Origin of the sequence: Salinibacterium sp. SWN1162 (genome assembly GCF_015864675.1) — a bacterium.
Lineage (GTDB): Bacteria > Actinomycetota > Actinomycetes > Actinomycetales > Microbacteriaceae > Rhodoglobus.
The window spans coordinates 184,254-203,197 of record NZ_JADYWT010000003.1; the positions used below are offsets into that span (position 1 = coordinate 184,254).

Sequence of the window (18,944 nt, forward strand, 5' to 3'; positions counted from 1 at the left end):
GAACTACTGGGCGAAAGCCTCAATAGGCGGGCACGAGCAGACCAAGTTGCGGTCACCATACGCGTTGTCAACGCGGCGAACCGGGGGCCAATACTTGCCTGAAATGAGCGAGCTCAACGGGTACACCGCCTGCTCCCGCGAATAGGAGTGCTCCCAGTCACCAGCGATCACCGAATGCGCCGTGTGCGGGGCATTGATGAGGGGGTTGTCGTCGGCTGGCCACTTTCCGGCCGCTACGGCATCCGCCTCGTCCTTGATCGCAATCATTGCGTCGATGAAGCGATCGAGCTCAGCCAAGTCTTCGCTCTCCGTGGGCTCGACCATGAGCGTGCCCGATACCGGGAACGACATCGTCGGCGCGTGGAAACCGTAGTCGATGAGGCGCTTAGCGACATCGTTGTTGTCGATGCCGGTCGCCTCCTTAAGCGGACGCAGATCCAGGATGCACTCGTGAGCAACCAAGCCGTTATCGCCGGCATAGAGCACCGGGAAGTGGTCGCGCAGGCGTACCGCAACGTAGTTGGCTGAAAGCACAGCGGCACCGGTCGCGGCTTTGAGGCCCGCCGATCCCATCATGCGCACGTACGCCCACGTGATGGGCAGGATGCTCGGGCTTCCGTAGGGTGCAGCGCTGACCGCTCCCCCAGCGTGAACATACGGGCCGGCAGCACCGGTCTGCATGTCGAAAGCCGGATGATGCTGGCTCTGCGCCATGGGGTGCCCCGGCAAGAACTTGGCTAGGTGCGCTTTCGCTACGACCGGTCCAACACCGGGGCCGCCACCACCGTGCGGGATACAGAAGGTCTTGTGCAGGTTGAGGTGGCTGACGTCGCCGCCGAAGTCACCAAACCGCGCGTAACCGAGCAGGGCGTTGAGGTTGGCACCGTCAACGTAGACCTGGCCGCCAGCATCGTGCACTGCTTGCGTGATTTCCCGCACTTCGTGCTCGTAGACACCGTGGGTCGAGGGGTACGTGATCATGAGAGCCGCGATTTCACTCGCGTGCTCGGCGATCTTGGCGCGCAAGTCAGCGAGGTCAACGTTGCCGAGATCATCGCAGGCGACGACAACGACGCGCATTCCAGCGAGCATGGCGCTGGCGGCGTTCGTGCCATGCGCGCTCGACGGAATGAGGCAGATCGTACGTTCCGGGTTGCCGTTCGCGCGGTGGTAGCCGCGAATCGCGAGCAGACCCGCGAGTTCGCCCTGGCTACCGGCGTTCGGCTGCAGCGACGCGGTGTCGTATCCGGTGACCTCGGTAAGCCATGATTCGAGGTGCGAAATCATGACGAGGTAGCCCGAGACATCTTCGGCAGGAGCGAACGGGTGGATGCCCGCGAATTCCGGCCAGCTCACCGCTTCCATCTCGGTCGCTGCGTTCAACTTCATCGTGCACGAGCCGAGCGGGATCATGCCGCGATCGAGCGCGTAGTCCTTGTCAGCCAGGTACTTGAGGTAGCGCATCATGCTCGTCTCCGAGCGGTGCGTGTTGAACACCGGGTGCGTGAGGTACTCGCTCGTGCGGTTGAGGGCCTCGGGGATGCTGGCGTCGTCGAGCGGCGTCGTGTAACCGCCCTCAAGACCGAAGGCGTCGGCGAGGTCATTCTCCTGCGCCGCGAGCATGCCCGAATAGGGCTGCGTCGATACTTCGTCGAAGCTCAAACGCACGGTGTCAGCATCCACTACATAGAGCAGGATGTCGCTCTCGAGTGCCTTAGCGGCAATTGCCTGAGCCTGGCCCTTTTTCGTGACCGTCAGGGTGTCGAAGAAGGTCTCGTTCTCGACCGTGAAGCCGGCAGCGGTCAAACGCGCGGCGAACTTCGCTGTGTCGTGGTGGATGCGCTGGGCGATCCGCTTGAGCCCCTGCGGTCCGTGATACACGGCATACATCGATGCCATGACAGCCAGCAAGACCTGAGCGGTACAGATGTTAGAGGTCGCCTTTTCGCGGCGGATGTGCTGCTCACGAGCCTGCAACGACAGACGGTAGGCGGGGTTGCCCGCGGCATCCTGCGAGACACCGACGAGACGGCCAGGCAGCTGGCGCTCGAGGCCCTTGCGCACCGACATGTAGCCGGCGTGCGGTCCACCGAATCCCATCGGAACGCCAAAGCGTTGCGTGGTTCCCACGGCAACGTCGGCGCCGAGCTCGCCGGGAGACTTGAGAATGGTCAGAGCGAGCAGGTCAGCGGCGACGACAGCGAGTCCACCGTGAGCCTTGACCGCAGCGATAACCTCGCTGGAATCCCAGACGCGACCGGTGGCACCCGGGTACTGGATGAGCGCGCCGAAGCACTCCGGCAGCTCGGGGTTCGCGCCCAGTGTGGCGAGGTCGAGTTCGACAAGCTCAATGTCGAGAGCCTCTGCCCGGTTCGCCAGCAGAGCCTTGGTCTGCGGAAGCGTGTCGGCATCCACGATGAAAACGGGCGACTCGACGCGAGCGGCGCGGCGAGCGAGGAGCATGCCCTCAACGGCCGCGGTGCCCTCATCGAGCATCGATGCGTTCGTCGTGGTCATGCCCGCGAGGTCAGCCACCATCGTCTGGAAGTTGATGAGCGCCTCAAGGCGACCCTGCGAGATCTCGGGCTGGTACGGCGTGTACGCCGTGTACCAGCTCGGGTTCTCGAGCACGTTGCGCTTGATGACGGCGGGCGTGATGGTGTCGTAGTAGCCGAGACCGATCATGCTGCGGCGAACCTTGTTCGCGCCAGCGAGCGCGCGCAGTTCGGCGAGCGCTTCACGCTCCGAAGCAGGAGCAGGAATGGACGAGTTCTCGACCGGAGTCTGGTGAATGGCCGGCGGAACCGCGGCCTCCACAAGCGCTTCGAGGCTGTCGTAGCCGACAGCCGCCAGCATGCTGGCCTGGGCTGCAGCATCCGTGCCGATGTGGCGGTCAGCGAAGGTACCGCTGAGGTAAGGGTTGGGCATTATTCGCCTGTCAGTGCGGTGTATTCGTCGAGGCTGAGCATCGACGGGAGTTCGGAGAATTCGATCTTCACGAGCCAGCCTTCACCGAAGGGGTCGCTGTTGACGAGTTCGGGGCTGTCAGCCACCGCGTCGTTGGACTCGACGACGGTTCCGGCAACGGGAGCGAAGAGCTCGCCGACGGACTTGGTCGACTCAATCTCGCCGACGATCTTGCCCTCGGCAACCGTGTCGCCGACCTTAGGGAGGTCGACGAAGACGATGTCACCGAGCTTGCCTGCAGCAAAATCGGTGATTCCGACGGTCGCGACGTTGCCGTCAACGAGAACCCACTCGTGCTCGGCGGTGTACTGCAGTTCGCTCTTCTCAGCCATGATCAGGCCTCTCTTTTGTAAAAGGGTAGGGAAACAACGGATGCAGCGATGCGACTGCCCCGCACATCAATGTGAAGCTCGGTGCCGACCTCACTCACGTCAGGATCGACGTAAGCCATAGCGATCGGGTGGCCCAGGGTCGGCGAAAGCGCGCCCGAGGTGATGACGCCGACTTCTTTGTCACCGTGAAAGAGCGGGTAGTCAGCGCGGCCGGCGCGACGGCCTTCGGCGGCGAGGCCGACAAGCACACGGGCACCGGCATCCGGGCCCTCTTCGATGGCGCTGCGGCCAACGAAGTCGCCTTCTTTACTGAGCGCTACGACCCGGCCAAGCCCGGCTTGCACGGGGAAAGTGGTGAGGTTCAGCTCGTGTCCATACAGCGGCATGCCCGCTTCGAGGCGAAGAGTGTCGCGGCAGGCGAGACCGGCGGGAACGAGACCGAGCGGGGAGCCTGCAGCCGTGAGCGCTGCCCAGAGGGCGGCTGCGGCATCCACGTGAATGTAGAGCTCGAAACCGTCTTCACCCGTGTAACCGGTGCGAGCGATGATGAGGTCGGTTCCGTCAAACGTTGCCGCGGTTTCGCGGTAGTACTTGAGTTCGTCGAGGGGCGTTGCGAAGGCGGTGAGACCGGCAGTCGCCTCAAGAATGGCGCGGGAGACCGGGCCTTGCACGGCGATGAGGGCGTAGTCGTCGCTCTCGTCGGTGACTACGACGTCGAAGCCGACGGCGCGCTCGGCGAGTGCCGTCGCTGCCGCGAAACGGTTACCAGCATTAGCCACGACCAAGAAGTGGTCGTCGGCAAGGCGGTACGTGACGAGGTCATCGATGATGCCCCCGGCCTCGTTCAACAGCAGGCTGTACTTAGCCTGCGCGAGGGCGATGCCCGAAAGCTTTCCGGCGAGCGCGAAATCAAGGTACGCCCCCGCGTCGACGCCACGTACGTGAATCTCGGCCATGTGCGAAATGTCGAAGATGCCGGCGGCGGTGCGCACAGCATGGTGCTCGGCGAGGTCGGAGCTGTAGCGCACCGGCATCATCCACCCGGCGAAGTCGGTGAAGGTGGCACCCAACTGTTCGTGGATGCTGTGCAGCGGCGAGTACTTCACCGCGGCGGGCGAAGAGCCAGCGGTTGGCGTTGAGCCAGCGGTTGACGTTGACGAGGGTGATTCATCGGACACGGAGTTCTCCTGGCGCAGGGGCTAGTGAATAGAACTCCCCCTCTGTGATGAGCCTGAGAGCTTCACACACCAAGAATCTAGTGAGCTTTCACCGTCGGCGGAACCTCAGGGTGATGCGAGGTTCTCTTTCCAGAGTGGCCAGTGCGATGCGGTACATGAACCTGAGAGATTGGCGGGGAGGCTTGCTCCTTCGGTGCCGGCCTAGCGCCTGCCAACTTCTGTTGACTCACGCTGGGTTCCCGGCTCTCCCGCATTGTGTTGCGGCCCGATGTTCAGTTGTGAGTTCAGCATAGCAATGCGGGGCGGATGCGCGCGCCGATGAGCACGCTGCGAACAGGCAATTCGCTGCCTTTCCGCCGAGTGGTGCTCGGGTGGTCTACAGCAGCGCGGAGCTGAGCAGCAGGCTCGTCTCGCTGTTCACGACGCCCTCGACGTTGCGCATGCGGGCGAGCACGCGGTCGAAGTTGCTGAGGCTGTCAGTACGGATGTCGGCGACGAGGTCCCACGCACCATTGGTGGTGTGGAGTTCGTGGATCTCGGGCAGGCCTCGCAATTGGCTGATGACAGCATCCGTCGATCGCCCTTCTACCTCGACGAAGGCGATCGCACGAATGAATGACGGGTCGCGATCTTCCCGAATGCGAATGGAGAAACCGAGCACCGTGCCGTTACTCACGAGACGGTCGATGCGGCTCGTGACGGTGGCTCGAGTGACGTTGAGCCGACGCGACAGGCTTGCTACGGACTCGCGTGCATCGGCGCGAAGGGCCGCGAGGAGGCGGCGATCGAGGTCGTCGAGATCTGGCATGTACAAAGTGTACATTTTTGCTCCGCATTATGCGCACTTATAAGCCGAAAATCGCGTTGACTGAGAGTTGTGAATACATAGTGCACATTCGTAACGTGGGGACTAGCAATACTGCAACGAAAGGAGTGAACATGGTTCACTACGTAGACGTCCCGAACATGCGCCGCTGGATCGCCGACACCGGCATCGAACCGATCATCATGGGCATCGTCAGCTATCTCGAGCAGGATTACGCCAAGTGGCCGCAGTTCGACAAGAGCCCGCGCGTGGCCGCCCACTCCAGTGAGGGTGTCATCGAGCTCATGCCCACGAGTGACGGCGAAACGTACGCCTTCAAGTACGTTAACGGGCATCCTTCTAACCCCGCCCTTGGCTTCCAGACCGTCACCGCGCTCGGCATGCTCGCCCGCGTCGATAACGGCTACCCCACCTTCCTCTCTGAGATGACCCTGCTCACGGCACTGCGCACCTCGGCCACCTCGGTCTTGGCCGCCCGCGCACTCGCCCGCCCCGACTCCAGCGTGCTGGCCCTCATCGGCACGGGTACGCAATCCGAATTCCAGGCTCTCGGCTTCCGCGCTGGGCTCCGCATCACAAGCCTGCGAGTGTGGGACACCGACCCCGCCGCCCTCGACAAGTTCATTCGCAACGTTGAGCCGCTCGGCTTCGACATCGTGCGCGCCACCTCCGCTGCGGATGCTGCGGCCGGTGCCGACATCGTCACCACGTGCACTGCGGACAAGAAGAACGCGACGATCCTCACCGCCGACATGATCGAACCCGGCATGCACCTCAACGCCATCGGCGGCGACTGCCCCGGCAAGACCGAACTCGAAGCGGCAATCGTTCAGAACGCGACCGTCTTCGTGGAGTTCCCCGAACAGACCCGCATCGAGGGTGAAATTCAGCAGCTCGACGCGGACTCCCCCATCACCGAGCTGTGGGAAGTTCTCGCGGGCAGCGCAACTGGCCGCAGCTCCGCCGACGAAGTCACACTCTTCGACTCGGTCGGCTTCGCGATCGAAGACTTCTCTGCCTTGCGCTACGTTTTCGACGCGGTTCGCGGCACCGAGTATGCAACTGATCTCGATCTGATCGCTGACCCGGCTGACCCGAAAGACCTGTTCTCTCTCGTCTCCCGCGCTCCCGCGCTCACCGCGTAACCGTCAATGAGCGTTCAGGCGCCTTCCGCCGCAGTACTGATCCGCCCGCACCGGTTCACGCCGAACAGCCAGACCGCGGGTGACAACGCCTTCCAGTCAACTGACCCCACGCGAACACCGGATGAGATTGCTCGCGCCGCGTACGACGAGTCCACCCAGGTGGCCGAGACTCTTCGTGACGCTGGCGTGAGCATCCATGTATTCGAAGACACGGAGAGCTCGCGCCCCGACAGCGTGTTCCCCAATAACTGGTTCTCCACGCACAGTGGCGGCCGTGTTGCGGTGTACCCGATGTACGCGCCGAATCGCCGCACGGAACGTCGCCCCGACGTGATTGAGATGCTGAAGCACGACTTTCGAGTGCAGGATGTCGTCGACTACTCCGGCCTGGAGCACGACGGCATCTACCTCGAGGGCACCGGCGCGATGGTCATTGACCACACCAATCGGGTGGCGTACGCGGCGGAATCGCACCGCGCAAACCCGCTCGCGCTGGAGCGTTTCTGTGCGTCGTTTGGCTACGAGCCGATGATGTTCGAAGCACGCGATAGCCACGGGGTGCCGATTTATCACACCAACGTCATGATGTGCATCGCCACGGATTTCGCCATGATCGGGCTCGACCTGATCGCTTCTGGCGACCGCCGAATGGAGATGGCGGAGCGCCTGACAGCCCCCGGCCGCACCCTGATCGACCTCACGGCCGATCAGATTGCGAACTTCGCGGGCAATGCGCTCGAACTCAAGGGCAGCAACGGTCGCATCTTGGCACTTTCGAGCCGGGCACTGAAGAGCCTGACGCCCGCTCAGCGATCGGTGATCGAAGCGAGCTGCGAGATTGTGCCTCTCGATATTCCGACTATCGAGCTGGCTGGCGGCTCGGTGCGTTGCATGGTGGCGGGCATCCACTTGGATCGCCGCTCACGCATGGCCGCGGATGTTGCGGCAGGCGTGCCCGCCGCCGGTTCTGCCGAAACAGCCCCGACAGCAGGCGCCTAACAGCGTCTCGCTAGCTGCAGTTCGGGCGGCAGTCGCGCTGGGACAACGCCTCGAGCATCACATTGCTGAGCTCGGTGGGGTTGTTTGCTTGGTACGCCGTTCCGCCGGTGGCCTGGGCGATCTTGCGCATCGCCTCGACGTCGGTGTCTGGGCCAATTCCGACGAGCACCACGGGAACAGGCTCGTCTCGGTTTGCATCGATCATGACAGTCAATTCTTCGAGGAGTTTCTCGAGAGAGATGCCGTTGTCGTCTTCGTTGCGACCGTCAGTAATAAGCATTACTGAGTTGACCTTGTCAGGGTTGTAGTCCTCGCGAACGTGCGTCACGGCGGCGAGCACAGAATCGTTGAGCCCGGTGTAGCCACTGATTCGCGAGGGTAAGGAGTCGATGATCGCCTGCAGATTCTCGACGTGTTCGGGGTCGTTCATCGAGCGAATGCCCGCGACGTCTTCCCAGTCTTCCGTACCCACTCGCTCCTTGGAGAAGAGCCACATTCCGAGCTCGTCATCTTCGGAGAGCGTGCTGAACGCATCTTCTGCCGAGTTCTGGAACATCTCGATGCGGCGCTGACCATCCCATGCTCGCTCGAGCATGGATCCCGAAACGTCGACGACGGTGAGGATGCGCGAGCGCAGGTTCAGTGCGTTCCAGTTACGCAGGATGCTGACGAGTTCGTCAGTATCTCCAACGCTCTTCGTCTCGACCGGGGCCGCGATCACGCCCGAGGCGAGAATCTCGCCCTCTCCCGCGTTGTCACGAAAACCCTCCGCATTAAGAACCTGCGAGGAACCGCGAACAAGGTCTGCGAACTCTTCAAGCAGAGTCGTGCGCGTCGTTTCTGTATCCTCGACGGCAGCGCGCTCTTCGTCGGTCATTCGCGATAGTTCGACCTCGGTGACGGTCGAATTCTCGACGACGACGAAGGGGTACGTAAGGGCGACTGTCCCTTCAGCGGGATAAAGGGCGACGAGCGGCTCGTCGGGGTTCGATGCGTTGTGTTCGACGATCTCACGCTCAGTAGCGAGAGCAACCATTCGTGAGTCCGAGATCTGGAGCTCGGTAAACGCAGCCTTTGTCGAGTCTGGAATCGATCGCCCAAGGTTGGTGAGAACCTGGTCAAAATCGCTCGGGTCGCCCTCCGCCGAAAGGTCGTTGAGGGTCGCCAGCGCGATCATGCTCGATGCGGATGACTCAGGGTCGGGAAGCAGCGTGCGATAGCGGCCAGCAAGGATGGCTCCCCATCCCACCTCGGCAGCCTCGAACTCTGCAACCTTGACGGCCGGGGTCGCGAGCACGAGCGGACTCGTGGCGATCGAGTCCCACTCCTGCGTCGCGGGCACTTCGCGGCCGAGCGCTGTCGCTGTGCTCTCTACCCGGTTGAGCCAGACGGGCGAATCGGGGATCCACGCATCCGCACCGGTCGAGGTTCCGGAGGCGAGCAAAGCGGCGGTGTCAGCAGAATTCTGGGTGACGATTTTCACGGACAGACACTGCCCGACATGCTCCGCGTTGAAAGCGTTGGCCACCGTCTGAACGGTCGAAGAAATCGTGGGATCGGTCACTACCGCGAGCTCGGTGGCGTTCGGGCAGCCGAAAGTTTGAGCGACGAAATCGTCGAGCTTGTTCTGAGCTGCGAGCGCGACGAGCGCCCCACCGCCAGCGAGGGACAGGGTGAGCAGGGTAGCGAGGACAGGGGTGCTTGCACGTATAAACCAGGATTTGAGCGTTCTGGAACGGTGGCGAGGTCGGGTCACGGGAACTCCATCGATCACGGGTGCTCTCAGCTTCGGGGGAACCAAGAGTTGACCCCCTTTCGGGGGCTTACACAATACTGACACAATTTCGCGTCAATGAAACGGGTGTGCACAGGAATTTCTCACTTTTGCGGCGAAAAACTGAGGCAACCCACAAAAACACGCTCGAAATCAGACGAATGAGCAAGAAAGAGTTACGAAGTTTTCCGCCATTCGCGAGCGCCTAAGGCGCCGCTTGTTCCCGTGCGCGCAACCTCCCGCCAGCGCAGTGCGCCGGTATCAGCGATCCTAGAGACGGATTTCGACCGCCACGGATTGCCCTGCAGTGCCACGAACTTTTTGTGCGAGACGAATGGCCGCGTACTTGGCACCGTACTTTTTCTTCAGAGCGGCATCCATGGCATCCAACGTCGCTTCGTCATCGCGAATGGCGGCCGTCGCTTGCACCGCAATTGCACCCTCAGAAACATTGCCGCGCATGTCGCACGGAGTGATCTCCACTCGCGAGGTGTGGCGGATGCGTTTTACTTTGCCCGACGAGGGCGCCGTCGTCACCAGCAATCGATCGCCGACGCCCACCGCCCAGACCGGAGTCGACACCGGCTCCCCCGACTTGCGGAACGTGGTGACCAAAACGTAAGTCTCGGCGGCGAGCGTGGAAAAGTTAGCGGCGGTCATGACTCCATTATCCCGCGGCGCTAAGCCTTGAAATTGATGAGCTTGTGGGTGCCATCGCAGAACGGTTTGATCGCCGATACGCCACACCGACAGAGGGCGACCGTATTGCGGACCTGCTCGATAGGTTCGCCATCGGCCGAGCGAAGGTCGATCTCCCCACGCACTAGAAGCGGACCGTTCGTGCACGCCGTGATTTCGACGTCGTCTGTCTTGCCTGAAGCCGTCATCGGCCTGCCCCCACCTCAGCGCCCGCCGAACTCTCCTCGCCTTCGTCGCGGCCGGCCAGCACCGCCTCGAAGGGGAACGGCTTACGCAGGGACGATTTCTCGGCCTCCCACGATTCGAGGATGTGCTCCCCCACCCAATCATCAACGAGCAGGCACGCACGCGCTCCGAAGAAGATCTCGCTAAGCAGCGCAGGTTCGCTTTCGGCAAGCCCACCCGCGAGGTCGCGGGCGGCAATTTGCTCATGCACGGCATCCGCTTCAACGTGCTCGTCGAAGTATTCGGTGACGTTCTCATCGAAACCAAGACGGCGGAAGCCGCGAGCGTAAAGTCCGTTGGGGATCGACGACGTCATTTCGAACGCGGCCAGGTGCCCGGCGATGGCGCCGCGGAGACGACGGTTCATACCGAACAGCGAAATCATGTTGAAGGAGGCGAGCGTGATGGCCGGGACGAAGTTCACGTACGTTCCATAGCGCGAGTCGAGACCAATGCCACGCATCGAGCGCGCGAACAGCTCTGAGTGCATCCGTTCTCGTCGACCATTGCCGTATTCGTCAGCTTGGATCTCGACGAGCGCCGCCTTCGCGCGCCCTGTCAGCCTCGGGATCGCCCACGAGTGTGGGTCAGCCTCCTTCAGTGTGTAGATGGAGCGCTGCACCATGAACTCGACAGCTTGTTCCTGAGTGAGGTTTTTCGCGACGTGGCGCGAGAGGCTTGGCCCAGCATCCGGATCAGGCGCCGTGAGAGCGAAAAGCGCTTGAGCCACGTCTTCGGCGGCGGCGTTAGGAAGTTCGGAAGCGGGAACCAGAGCGCGAAGCTGGGCTTCGAAAGCCCGCTCGAGATCTAGCCGGGCCGCAATGGTATCGACGTGCCACTCCCACTGATCGCCGTTGTCGACGACCCTGCCGTAATACAGACCGTAGAGAAGGTAGAGAGCGAGTTGCACGTCGTCGTCGCGAATAAGGTCGCGCCCGCTCGCGATGGCTGCAGCAACTTCGTCGGCGAGCCCCTCAATGGTGTGTGGTGCCGACGCGCTGGCGAACGCAGGGATCAGCAGCGAACTGATAGGCCCGCGCGGTTCGATTTCTTCGTCATGCCAGTTCTCGCACAGTCGCGTGGCGCTGTTTGCGTCGTGAGCTGCTCCATTGTGGGGAACAGCATCGCGCGCGGGAGAGTTCTCCGTGGGGTGCATTATGACCTCTCCAGTTCATCCGAAGTCTTCGGATCAGGCGCCCAAATTGCCTGATCAGCTTCGTGAGTGAACCAATATTGCCAACAGCGCACACGGTCGTCAACGCAATTGCCGGGCTCCCAAATATTTCTCAGTAAGCTCACTGAGAACGTTCAACTGGGCGGCCTAGTGGCAGATGCTAAGTTGTTGCGTGTCCCCACGGGAGCCCGCTGGCACGGGCTGAGAGGAAGCTGACGCAGCTTCGACCGTTGAACCTACCGGGTAATGCCGGCGAAGGAAGAACGGTCTATGGCTTCATCTCACTCGCACGCTGGTGCGTCGAACATCGCTGTCGCAACCGAGCCACCACTCGGCACTCGACGTGCGGTGCGCGGCGGCATCTTCGGCAACTATGTCGACCAGTTCGACATCTTCTTGCCGGTCATCGCGCTGGCTCCGGCATCCGCCCAGCTCTTTGGCTCGGACAACCTCGTCGGCAACGCGGGGCTGATCTTCGTCGCGACGCTTCTGGGGCGGCCCATCGGTGCCGCGATCTTCGGGTCGATCTCTGACCGCATTGGGCGAACCGCGACCACCAAAGTTGCCCTGCTCGGTGTTGCCCTCACGACGCTGCTGATCGCGCTCGTTCCCGATCACACCGTGCTGGGCGGTGGAACTCTGGCCGCAATTCTGCTGCTGCGGTTTGTCGGCGGCATCTTCCTCGGCGGCGAATACACCTCCGCGATCCCGCTCGCTATGGAATGGTCGCGGCCCGAACGACGGGGACTCGTGAGCGGGCTCATCATGTGGATGTCGCCCTGGGCCAACGCTTCGATCGCGGGCATGGTGTTTGTGCTGCAGAGCGTGCTCGATGCCGCCGCCTATAACCAGTGGGGGTGGCGAACACTCTTCGTTCTGGGCTCACTACTCGCGTTCACGATGCTGTTCTACTACCGTGCGCGCGTCGAGGAATCGCCGCAGTGGCAACGACCGGTGCAACGCGCGAACCCGCTGAAAGAGATTCTGGTGGGTCGCCACCGTCGTGCGCTCTGGCAAGTGTTCATCATGATGAGCGGGCTCTGGTTGCTCACGAACATGGCGATTCCGGTGCTGGCCGGGCAGCTTGGTTCCGGCGCGGGGGCGTTGGGTGCGAGCGGTGCTCTGGATGGCCGAGCACTGTCATTCGCGATGATGATCGGCACCGCGGCATCCGCTCTCACTATGGCAGCGTGCGGGCATCTTTCGACGTTCACCGGGCGGCGGCGTTTCTTTATGGGATTCGGGGTGCTGACCGCTGTGGGCGGGCCGCTCGCCTTTCTTGCAGTGTTTGCGGCCCCCACTCTTGGGCAACTCGTGCTGGGAATCGTGGTGCTGCAAGTCGTAACGGTGTCGGCGTACGGGCCAGTCGGCGCGTACCTCGTCGAGCGGTTCCCCACCGCGGTGCGGGCGAGCGGGTACGGCGTGGGGTACAGCCTGTCGATTGTGATCCCGGCGCTGTATCCCTATTACTTGCCCGCGCTGCAGAGTGTGCTCGGGCAGCAGGGCGCCGTGGCTGCGCTACTCACGCTTGGCGGAGTGCTTATAGCGGTGGGGGCGTTCCTCGGGCCCGAGACGGCGCGGGTTGATCTGGATGCTAGCGAGTCAGTGCCGCTCGCTTAATTAGTGGAGCCGGCTCCGTCTCGCTGGCAACCCCTCAGCTAATCAGTCGCGAGCGAGAGAGCGACGCCGTCGAGGATGTCGTGCTCGCTGGTCGTAACCCACTCGAGCGGGTGGCCTGCTGCAGCCGCGGCATCCGCCACTCGCTGCAGTACGGTAGCCCAGATGACGGCACCCGAGGCGATCACGTCGACGCGACCGGGGTGCATATAGGGCAGCGCTTCGCGTTCGGCGCGGGGCATGAGGGTGAGCGCTTCGCAAGATCGGAGAACCACTGCGAGGGGCAGCCGGCTGCCGCTGATCGCGACGGGGTCGTAGCTGGTGAGGCCGAGGGCATGCGCGGTGATTGTCGTGACGGTGCCGGCGACACCGATGACTTCGGTAGCTTGCGAGAGATCGACCGTCGCCGTGGCGATATCGAGAGCCGCGCTGACGTCGCTCCGGATGTTGGCGAGGTCCGGTTCGGCGGGCGGGTCGGTGGTGATGTTGCGTTCCGCCAGACGCACGCAGCCGACATCCATCGAATATGCCGCTTCGGGGATGTGGCCACCGATCACGAGTTCTGTGGAGCCGCCGCCGAGGTCGACGACGAGGTGTTGGGGTGCCGGCGCGGCACTGGTGGCGCCGTCAGGGTCGGATGCGGGCAGCGCCGTGAGCGCGCCACGGAACGACAGGGCGGCTTCTTCTGTTCCGGGAATCACTTCGACCGGCACACCAAGAATCGCGAAGACCGCGTCGGTGAACTCGGCACGGTTGGTGGCATCCCGCGTGGCAGAGGTGGCCACGAATCGGATGCGCTCGGCGCCGTGCTCACTGCACAGTTCGGCGTAGCGACGCACAGCCGCGAGCGTACGATCGAGCGCACCCTGGCTGAACTTGCCGGTGCGGTCGACTCCCTCCCCCAGGCGCACAACTTCAAGGGTGCGCACGACATCGGTGAGTGCACCGTGGCCGTCGAGATCCGCAATGAGCAGGCGGATCGAGTTGGTTCCACAATCGATGGCAGCGACGCGAGTCATGGGTTCTCCTGAAGTGCGGTGGATGGGGCTAGTGAGCGCGAGCTAGCGGGTGTAGCTAGCGAACGACGACGAGAGCTTCGTTGCGCTTCAAGAATCCGGGCTTCCACGGCGGGTCATAGCGAGCGAAGTACACGGCACCTTGGGGCGCGACGCAGTCCCGGTTGAGAGCGGCGAGCAGAGCATCCGCATTCTGTTGGTACTTCTCTTCGTTGGAGCCGCCGCTGAATCGGCGAGCGGCCACCCGCTGTTCGGGCACATCGGTGGTGCGCACGGTAGCGTCGCGCGGAGCAGGAACGCTCGTCGCGCCCGCCGGCATTACGAAACTCACGGTGTACTTCTTCGATTCGCCCGGCGCTTGAATGACCGGTGCCGTCATCGAGATGTTCGAAGCACTGATGTACCGGATGAGCGGGCGAAAGCCCTGATTGCCGGCTTCGAAAAACGACCCATCGGCCTCAACCTGCGCCAGAATATGCGCGGGATACAGCCGCACTTCGTAACCATCATGCTCAGAAATCACGGTGTACGGCTGCTTTTCGGTCATGCCGTCACCCTACGCCTGTGTGCTTTGAGCGCGCCTGACGGTTCGCCGTACGGCGGGCCCGCGACGCACGTGCTGCGCGCGCGACAACCCGGATGCGATCTCGGGCACGCAATCGCGGGCTTAGGCCTTTTTGACGACGCTCGACTTGAGCTGCATCTGGCCGAAACCGTCGACCTTGCAGTCGATATCGTGGTCGCCAACACCATCGACGAGGCGGATGTTTCGCACCTTCGTGCCGACCTTGATCGACGTGGGGCTGCCCTTGACCTTGAGGTCCTTGATGATGCTCACCGTGTCGCCATCGGCGAGTGGCGTGCCGAACGCGTCCTTGATGACGGATGCGTTCTGCTCGGCTTCGGCAGCGGCATCCGCTTCGCTCGGCGACCACTCGTGCGCGCACATGGGACACACCAGCAGCGAGCCCATTTCGTAGGCAAGGTCGCTTGAGCAGTTCGGGCAGAGAGGCAGGGCGTCAGACATAAGGCACTTTCGGCTAGGCGCCAATCGGGCTGACGCAGCGCTGAACTAGTCGCTGATCGTCAATTTTACCTGATTGCGAAGAGGCAGATTTGTGCACTGATCTGGAATACGACCGGCGACGCTCACGTTGCATTCACGGACACCGCAGGTTCGCTCTGCCCAGTATTCGAAAGGCCCTCTCCATGACCGTGCTTCACGACCGCCTCGCCGCGACCGACTCTCCCATCCTTGACGTGCTCGCCGAACGGTGGAGCCCCCGCCACTTCGACGCCACCGCACCTCTTGATGAGGCGGCGCTGCAGAACGCTCTCGAAGCTGCTCGCTGGGCACCCTCGGCCTACAACAGCCAGCCGTGGCGCGTCGTTGTCGCCCGTCGTGGCACTGCTCAGCACGATGCCATTGTCTCTTCGCTCATCGCTTTCAACCAGACGTGGGCTCCCTCGGCATCCGCGCTGATCGTGTTCGTCGCCGAGCACCACAACGAAGAGGGCCGAGAGCAGGCCATGGCGTCGTACGACCTCGGCCAGGCCGTTGCCTACTTCACGATCCAGGCTCAGAGCCACGGACTGTTCAGCCACCAGATGTCAGGATTCGACCCGGATGCCGCGGCCGCAGCCCTCGAGATCGGCCCCCGCTTCACCCCCACCACCGTCATGGCTGTGGGCACGCTGGGCGACCCCGCCGAAATGACGGACGTCATCCGCGAGCGCGAGACCGCACCGCGCGCTCGTCGTGCCGCTGCCGAATCGGTGCTCATCAACGCCTAAGGCTGGAACGCGTGCGGGGTCCACCCGCTCATGAAGAGAATTCCACGGAAATCTGGTCACTCCACACATTCCTCACTCGGCCACGTCTGTCGACCGAAGAAGACGCAACCAATTGGAAGGAAGTAACCCCCTCCGGGACGACGACATCGAACCGCAAGACGTCGCCTTGAGATACATACTTCTGCGGCGCATCTGAATTCGACCGCGCTGTCGCGTCGTGCATGACAACGATTGGGACGGAATCGGCAGTTCCCCCATCCCAACTAGGGCTCCAGATTTGATGTAAGTACGCACGTGGGGATCGGCAAATCAGGTGCATCGGTATCGCCCCTTGCCGTACAGGCCTTTCACTCCGCACGAAACTGAAATCGACGGGCTGCGAATCGATAGAGAGGCGATACGTGAACCAGGCAACCGCAGATGAAGCGATGGCTACAATCACTCCTACGGCCGCAACGACAATCCCCGCGATCGCTACTGCAACGCCTGTAGCGGCTAGGACCACCTGAGCCCAACTAGCCCCGTCCCACGCGATCACGGTTTAGCGCCCGAAGATCGTTCTCGTCGGATTGCAGGTAAATATTTGTTCATTGTCTCTCGATCCCATCTGTTATTCCGATCAAATTTCAACCCCCAAGTTCTCCGCACCATTGATCCCCTCTTCATCCCGAGAGTCTTTCGGTAGCATGTGTGGAGCGGCAAACGGACGGCTCGCAAAGGTTGACTTACTCCAGTAAATCGAGCTTGAGTGTCGCGCTAGTTCGAGAAGGCCCGACTGCAAACTCGACCGGGATATCGCGTACAGCGCCAGAACTCTCACAGCCCCAATCACAAACAGGATCTATCGGCAGATCGAAGGCCACAGCCACATGAAACGATCTGGCCGCCACAACTATCTAACACCGAAAACCATTTGCCCAAAGGTTTCTGCAGGCGTGCATGTTGCGTGCCGTGCGGCGGGGTTGTGTCACAGTCGCTGGCATACGGGGGGGGACCTTCTAGTCGCCAAATCGCACGCCCACGACGTCGCCACGGGTGCGACATTCCTCGACCTTTAGCCCGAGCCTCAGCGATGGAGCCGGGCTCGAGGAGAAGATCACGGTAGATGGGTTGGCTTCTCTGCTCCAATGCCTCGAAAAGTCTCCTCAATCCCGGCGCTCGAGGCAGCATGAGGGTCTTCCCGCCGGAGCATGCATTATTTCGCAACCGGGCCGAACTCGACGTCGCGCGTTTACCGGCCGCTAACGCATCGCAATAGCAACAGGCGAGAGCAGTAATAAACAGGAATTGGGCTCGTACGCATCGACTCGCGCCGTGACGTTCAGATTCATGCCAACATCGATCACGTCCGGTACTGCTCCCACGTATTTAAGATCGTCAGTAGTGTTCACGTCGCGAAACTGAAATGCCGGTCCCCGTGCAGACGATTCGCTATACTCGCCGCTGCCGATCAGAATGTCGTAGCGCGTGGTTGCGCCGTCATGGGGAGCTATCGCCGCAATGTTAGCTGGGAAGGAGATCGTATCTCCCTCGTATTTCTCGACGAATCTCCCGATCGAAGGGTCACAGTAGTCCTCGAGCTCCAGCAGTGCTGTCAGCGACGCATTGATATCAGAAGTTGTAGTCGATTCCACCGCTTCAGCTGTGGGCGTGATTGGCGGACGACTGGGCGTCTCACTCGGGATCTGACTGGGCTCGCTTCGGGTTGGCTGTGATATCTCGGCAACCGGCGTTGTCGGCTCATTCTGTTCGGAAGCTATGCCAAAACTAATCGCAGCGATAGTTAGAACTGCGGCACCCGCGGAAACTCCAATCACCCAACCCTTCGGCAACTTTCGCTTGGGGCGGCGAAAGGTGATTTCTGTCCTCAGCGTTAGCGGCTGTTGGGAAACGAACTCCCATCCGTCGGCCTTGCGCTGCGCGATCGTCTTCGATTCATTGATTCGAAGGACTCGAACCTTCTCGATCGTGTACTCAATTCCGTCGCTCATCTCGGCGATTCTCCCAGCGCTGATTACCCGGAGTAGCGCCGGCTGTAGAAACTATAACTGCGCTCGAACCGCTCGGGCGGCCGCCGAGCCGCGACAATTACTCGTAAATCACCTGGTCACACAAATGCTCCCTAAGGAGTGATGTCGCCCGCGATCAGTTCACGCATCGCGGCCAGGATCCCATCCTTCACGTCGGCTGATAGGTGCGAGACGAGAACGTGCGCTACGCCAGGTTCGGTGATGATCGCCTTGGCCTGCTCATCGAGCTTGATCGCGGCCGGATCAATCGCGCTCCGCAGCGATACGATCGGCTCTTCCATGAGATCGCACGAACGCACAGCGACGTCGGTAACTACGATGCCGTAGACCCCGGCGAAGGTCTTATCGAGCGAGGCAAACGCAATCGTCTCGTCGTCGCCGAGGCCAACCTTCGGGCCGAACTTCTTGAGCATTTTCGCGAGACGCGGGTCATCCGCCAGCATCACTTCACTCCGGATGCCGAGCTCGGCCAGTCGAGGAACCAACTCCGCGGCGGTCGACTTCTCCTCTTCCGCATCGGCGCCTGGTGCGCCGGCAACAGCAAGCCCGAGCGCTTGCGAGAGTTGCACGACGCTCGTGACCGCATCCGTCAGTAGCTGAGTGAGCCGAAACTCTGGCGAGTGACCTTCCGCCGACTCGGCGCCAAAGAGTTTTACGAGGTCTGACCAGTCATAGGCGCTGGCCACCGAGGAGGTCAGCGCGTGGCTCGCGGCGCCCGGGTCCGCAGACGTGAGGGGCAGCATCCGGTAGTTCGGCAGTTCGCGGCCGAAGACTCCCCCAAAGTTTTCTTGAACGATAAGCCGCTGGTCGGTCACCAGAAAACCCATCGTTTGGCGCTTGCGCGTAAAGCGATTCATGGCGTGGTAGCCGACGAACAGCAGCGCCACCTCGTGGGGTCGCGGCGCATCCGCCAGCAGCAGCTGCTCGACGGCATCCTCAAACACTTGGGCGGCATCGTCGAACACGGGATGATTCGCGTGGTTATGACGAAACACCACCTGCTGCAGTTCGGCATCGAGGTCGGCGGTCCACAGCGACAGTCTGGCCGCGATGGTGTCGGTCGCCGCACGATGGTCAGCGGGGATGTCGCGGAAGTAGTCGTCTACTGCGGTCACGAATCGGTCCTTTTCGAAGGCGTCGGGTGGTGTCGCTAAGAGCGGAGCAGCGC

General features: G+C 62.1%; 17 protein-coding genes and 2 riboswitches. Of the genes, 4 read left to right on the forward strand and 13 right to left on the reverse strand.

The features are described 5' to 3' along the window. Positions 1-3 precede the first annotated feature (3 nt). The 4 genes from gcvP to I6E58_RS12260 form a co-directional block, all read right to left on the reverse strand. Positions 4-2,928: an aminomethyl-transferring glycine dehydrogenase gene (gene gcvP, locus I6E58_RS12245; protein ID WP_197134090.1), complete on the reverse strand. Its 2,925-nt coding sequence runs from the start codon at positions 2,926-2,928 to the stop codon at positions 4-6. Continuing rightward, positions 2,928-3,299, reverse strand: coding sequence for a glycine cleavage system protein GcvH (gene gcvH, locus I6E58_RS12250; RefSeq protein ID WP_197134092.1), 372 nt, complete (start codon positions 3,297-3,299; stop codon positions 2,928-2,930). The genes gcvP and gcvH overlap by 1 nt, the downstream gene beginning before the upstream one ends. Before the next feature lie 2 nt (positions 3,300-3,301). Beyond that, positions 3,302-4,477 (reverse strand): glycine cleavage system aminomethyltransferase GcvT, encoded by a 1,176-nt coding sequence (gene gcvT, locus I6E58_RS12255; protein WP_374189196.1) that lies wholly within the window; start codon positions 4,475-4,477, stop codon positions 3,302-3,304. A 139-nt stretch (positions 4,478-4,616) separates the two neighbouring features. Then, positions 4,617-4,738, reverse strand: a riboswitch (glycine riboswitch). A gap of 115 nt (positions 4,739-4,853) precedes the next feature. After that, positions 4,854-5,285, reverse strand: coding sequence for an Lrp/AsnC family transcriptional regulator (locus I6E58_RS12260; RefSeq protein ID WP_197134094.1), 432 nt, complete (start codon positions 5,283-5,285; stop codon positions 4,854-4,856). A gap of 131 nt (positions 5,286-5,416) precedes the next feature. Between I6E58_RS12260 and I6E58_RS12265 the strand changes: the two genes are divergently transcribed. Together I6E58_RS12265 and ctlX are read left to right on the forward strand one after the other, a co-directional pair. Further along, positions 5,417-6,448, forward strand: a complete 1,032-nt coding sequence (locus I6E58_RS12265; RefSeq protein WP_197134097.1) for an ornithine cyclodeaminase — start codon at positions 5,417-5,419, stop codon at positions 6,446-6,448. Positions 6,449-6,454: 6 nt separating this feature from the next. Next, positions 6,455-7,447 carry a citrulline utilization hydrolase CtlX gene (gene ctlX / locus I6E58_RS12270; RefSeq protein WP_197134100.1) on the forward strand — a complete coding sequence of 331 codons (993 nt, stop codon included), beginning with the start codon at positions 6,455-6,457 and terminating at the stop codon, positions 7,445-7,447. A gap of 10 nt (positions 7,448-7,457) precedes the next feature. On the opposite strand, the gene I6E58_RS12275 is transcribed toward ctlX, so the two are convergent. The 4 genes from I6E58_RS12275 to I6E58_RS12290 form a co-directional block, all read right to left on the reverse strand. Continuing rightward, positions 7,458-9,203: a VWA domain-containing protein gene (locus I6E58_RS12275; protein ID WP_307842131.1), complete on the reverse strand. Its 1,746-nt coding sequence runs from the start codon at positions 9,201-9,203 to the stop codon at positions 7,458-7,460. A gap of 288 nt (positions 9,204-9,491) precedes the next feature. Then, positions 9,492-9,881, reverse strand: coding sequence for a PPOX class F420-dependent oxidoreductase (locus I6E58_RS12280; RefSeq protein ID WP_197134105.1), 390 nt, complete (start codon positions 9,879-9,881; stop codon positions 9,492-9,494). Positions 9,882-9,901: 20 nt separating this feature from the next. Further along, on the reverse strand, positions 9,902-10,108 hold the full coding sequence (locus I6E58_RS12285) for a CDGSH iron-sulfur domain-containing protein (RefSeq protein ID WP_197134108.1): 207 nt from the start codon (positions 10,106-10,108) through the stop codon (positions 9,902-9,904). Next, positions 10,105-11,301, reverse strand: a complete 1,197-nt coding sequence (locus I6E58_RS12290) for an iron-containing redox enzyme family protein (protein WP_231595616.1) — start codon at positions 11,299-11,301, stop codon at positions 10,105-10,107. Before I6E58_RS12290 ends, I6E58_RS12285 begins: the two co-directional genes overlap by 4 nt. Positions 11,302-11,489: 188 nt before the next feature. Beyond that, positions 11,490-11,599, forward strand: a riboswitch (TPP riboswitch). Here I6E58_RS12290 and I6E58_RS12295 point away from each other — a divergent pair. Continuing rightward, positions 11,590-12,939 carry an MFS transporter gene (locus I6E58_RS12295; protein ID WP_197134111.1) on the forward strand — a complete coding sequence of 450 codons (1,350 nt, stop codon included), beginning with the start codon at positions 11,590-11,592 and terminating at the stop codon, positions 12,937-12,939. Its footprint overlaps the riboswitch before it by 10 nt. A gap of 38 nt (positions 12,940-12,977) precedes the next feature. Here the strand turns inward: I6E58_RS12295 and I6E58_RS12300 are convergent, their stop codons facing one another. The 3 genes from I6E58_RS12300 to I6E58_RS12310 all read right to left on the reverse strand — a co-directional run bounded on the left by I6E58_RS12300 (position 12,978) and on the right by I6E58_RS12310 (position 14,979). Continuing rightward, positions 12,978-13,955 (reverse strand): Ppx/GppA phosphatase family protein, encoded by a 978-nt coding sequence (locus I6E58_RS12300; RefSeq protein WP_197134114.1) that lies wholly within the window; start codon positions 13,953-13,955, stop codon positions 12,978-12,980. A 55-nt stretch (positions 13,956-14,010) separates the two neighbouring features. Beyond that, a complete protein-coding gene (locus tag I6E58_RS12305; protein WP_197134117.1) occupies positions 14,011-14,499 on the reverse strand; it encodes a heme-binding protein in 489 nt (162 codons plus the stop codon). 120 nt (positions 14,500-14,619) lie between these two features. Beyond that, the gene (locus I6E58_RS12310) at positions 14,620-14,979 is read right to left on the reverse strand and encodes a zinc ribbon domain-containing protein YjdM (protein WP_197134120.1); all 360 of its coding nucleotides are present in this window, start codon (positions 14,977-14,979) and stop codon (positions 14,620-14,622) included. A gap of 182 nt (positions 14,980-15,161) precedes the next feature. Here I6E58_RS12310 and I6E58_RS12315 point away from each other — a divergent pair, with 182 nt between their 5' ends. Continuing rightward, complete coding sequence (locus tag I6E58_RS12315) at positions 15,162-15,746, forward strand: nitroreductase family protein (RefSeq protein ID WP_197134123.1); 585 nt, start codon at positions 15,162-15,164, stop codon at positions 15,744-15,746. Between the two features lie 1,241 nt (positions 15,747-16,987). Here I6E58_RS12315 and I6E58_RS12320 read toward each other — a convergent pair. Further along, positions 16,988-17,737: a DUF4839 domain-containing protein gene (locus I6E58_RS12320; protein WP_197134126.1), complete on the reverse strand. Its 750-nt coding sequence runs from the start codon at positions 17,735-17,737 to the stop codon at positions 16,988-16,990. A gap of 131 nt (positions 17,738-17,868) precedes the next feature. Next, a complete protein-coding gene (locus tag I6E58_RS12325) occupies positions 17,869-18,891 on the reverse strand; it encodes a hypothetical protein (RefSeq protein ID WP_197134129.1) in 1,023 nt (340 codons plus the stop codon). Between the last annotated feature and the right edge of the window lie 53 nt (positions 18,892-18,944).

Excerpts from the sequence above, each read along its gene's own strand:
- gcvP (WP_197134090.1), bottom strand. The coding sequence starts at position 2,928 with ATGCCCAACCCTTACCTCAGCGGTACCTTCGCTGACCGCCACATCGGC.
- gcvH (WP_197134092.1), bottom strand. The coding sequence starts at position 3,299 with ATGGCTGAGAAGAGCGAACTGCAGTACACCGCCGAGCACGAGTGGGTT.
- I6E58_RS12260 (WP_197134094.1), bottom strand. The coding sequence starts at position 5,285 with ATGCCAGATCTCGACGACCTCGATCGCCGCCTCCTCGCGGCCCTTCGC.
- I6E58_RS12265 (WP_197134097.1), top strand. The coding sequence starts at position 5,417 with ATGGTTCACTACGTAGACGTCCCGAACATGCGCCGCTGGATCGCCGAC.
- ctlX (WP_197134100.1), top strand. The coding sequence starts at position 6,455 with ATGAGCGTTCAGGCGCCTTCCGCCGCAGTACTGATCCGCCCGCACCGG.
- I6E58_RS12280 (WP_197134105.1), bottom strand. The coding sequence starts at position 9,881 with ATGACCGCCGCTAACTTTTCCACGCTCGCCGCCGAGACTTACGTTTTG.
- I6E58_RS12285 (WP_197134108.1), bottom strand. The coding sequence starts at position 10,108 with ATGACGGCTTCAGGCAAGACAGACGACGTCGAAATCACGGCGTGCACG.
- I6E58_RS12290 (WP_231595616.1), bottom strand. The coding sequence starts at position 11,301 with ATGCACCCCACGGAGAACTCTCCCGCGCGCGATGCTGTTCCCCACAAT.
- I6E58_RS12295 (WP_197134111.1), top strand. The coding sequence starts at position 11,590 with ATGGCTTCATCTCACTCGCACGCTGGTGCGTCGAACATCGCTGTCGCA.
- I6E58_RS12300 (WP_197134114.1), bottom strand. The coding sequence starts at position 13,955 with ATGACTCGCGTCGCTGCCATCGATTGTGGAACCAACTCGATCCGCCTG.
- I6E58_RS12305 (WP_197134117.1), bottom strand. The coding sequence starts at position 14,499 with ATGACCGAAAAGCAGCCGTACACCGTGATTTCTGAGCATGATGGTTAC.
- I6E58_RS12310 (WP_197134120.1), bottom strand. The coding sequence starts at position 14,979 with ATGTCTGACGCCCTGCCTCTCTGCCCGAACTGCTCAAGCGACCTTGCC.
- I6E58_RS12315 (WP_197134123.1), top strand. The coding sequence starts at position 15,162 with ATGACCGTGCTTCACGACCGCCTCGCCGCGACCGACTCTCCCATCCTT.
- I6E58_RS12320 (WP_197134126.1), bottom strand. The coding sequence starts at position 17,737 with ATGAGCGACGGAATTGAGTACACGATCGAGAAGGTTCGAGTCCTTCGA.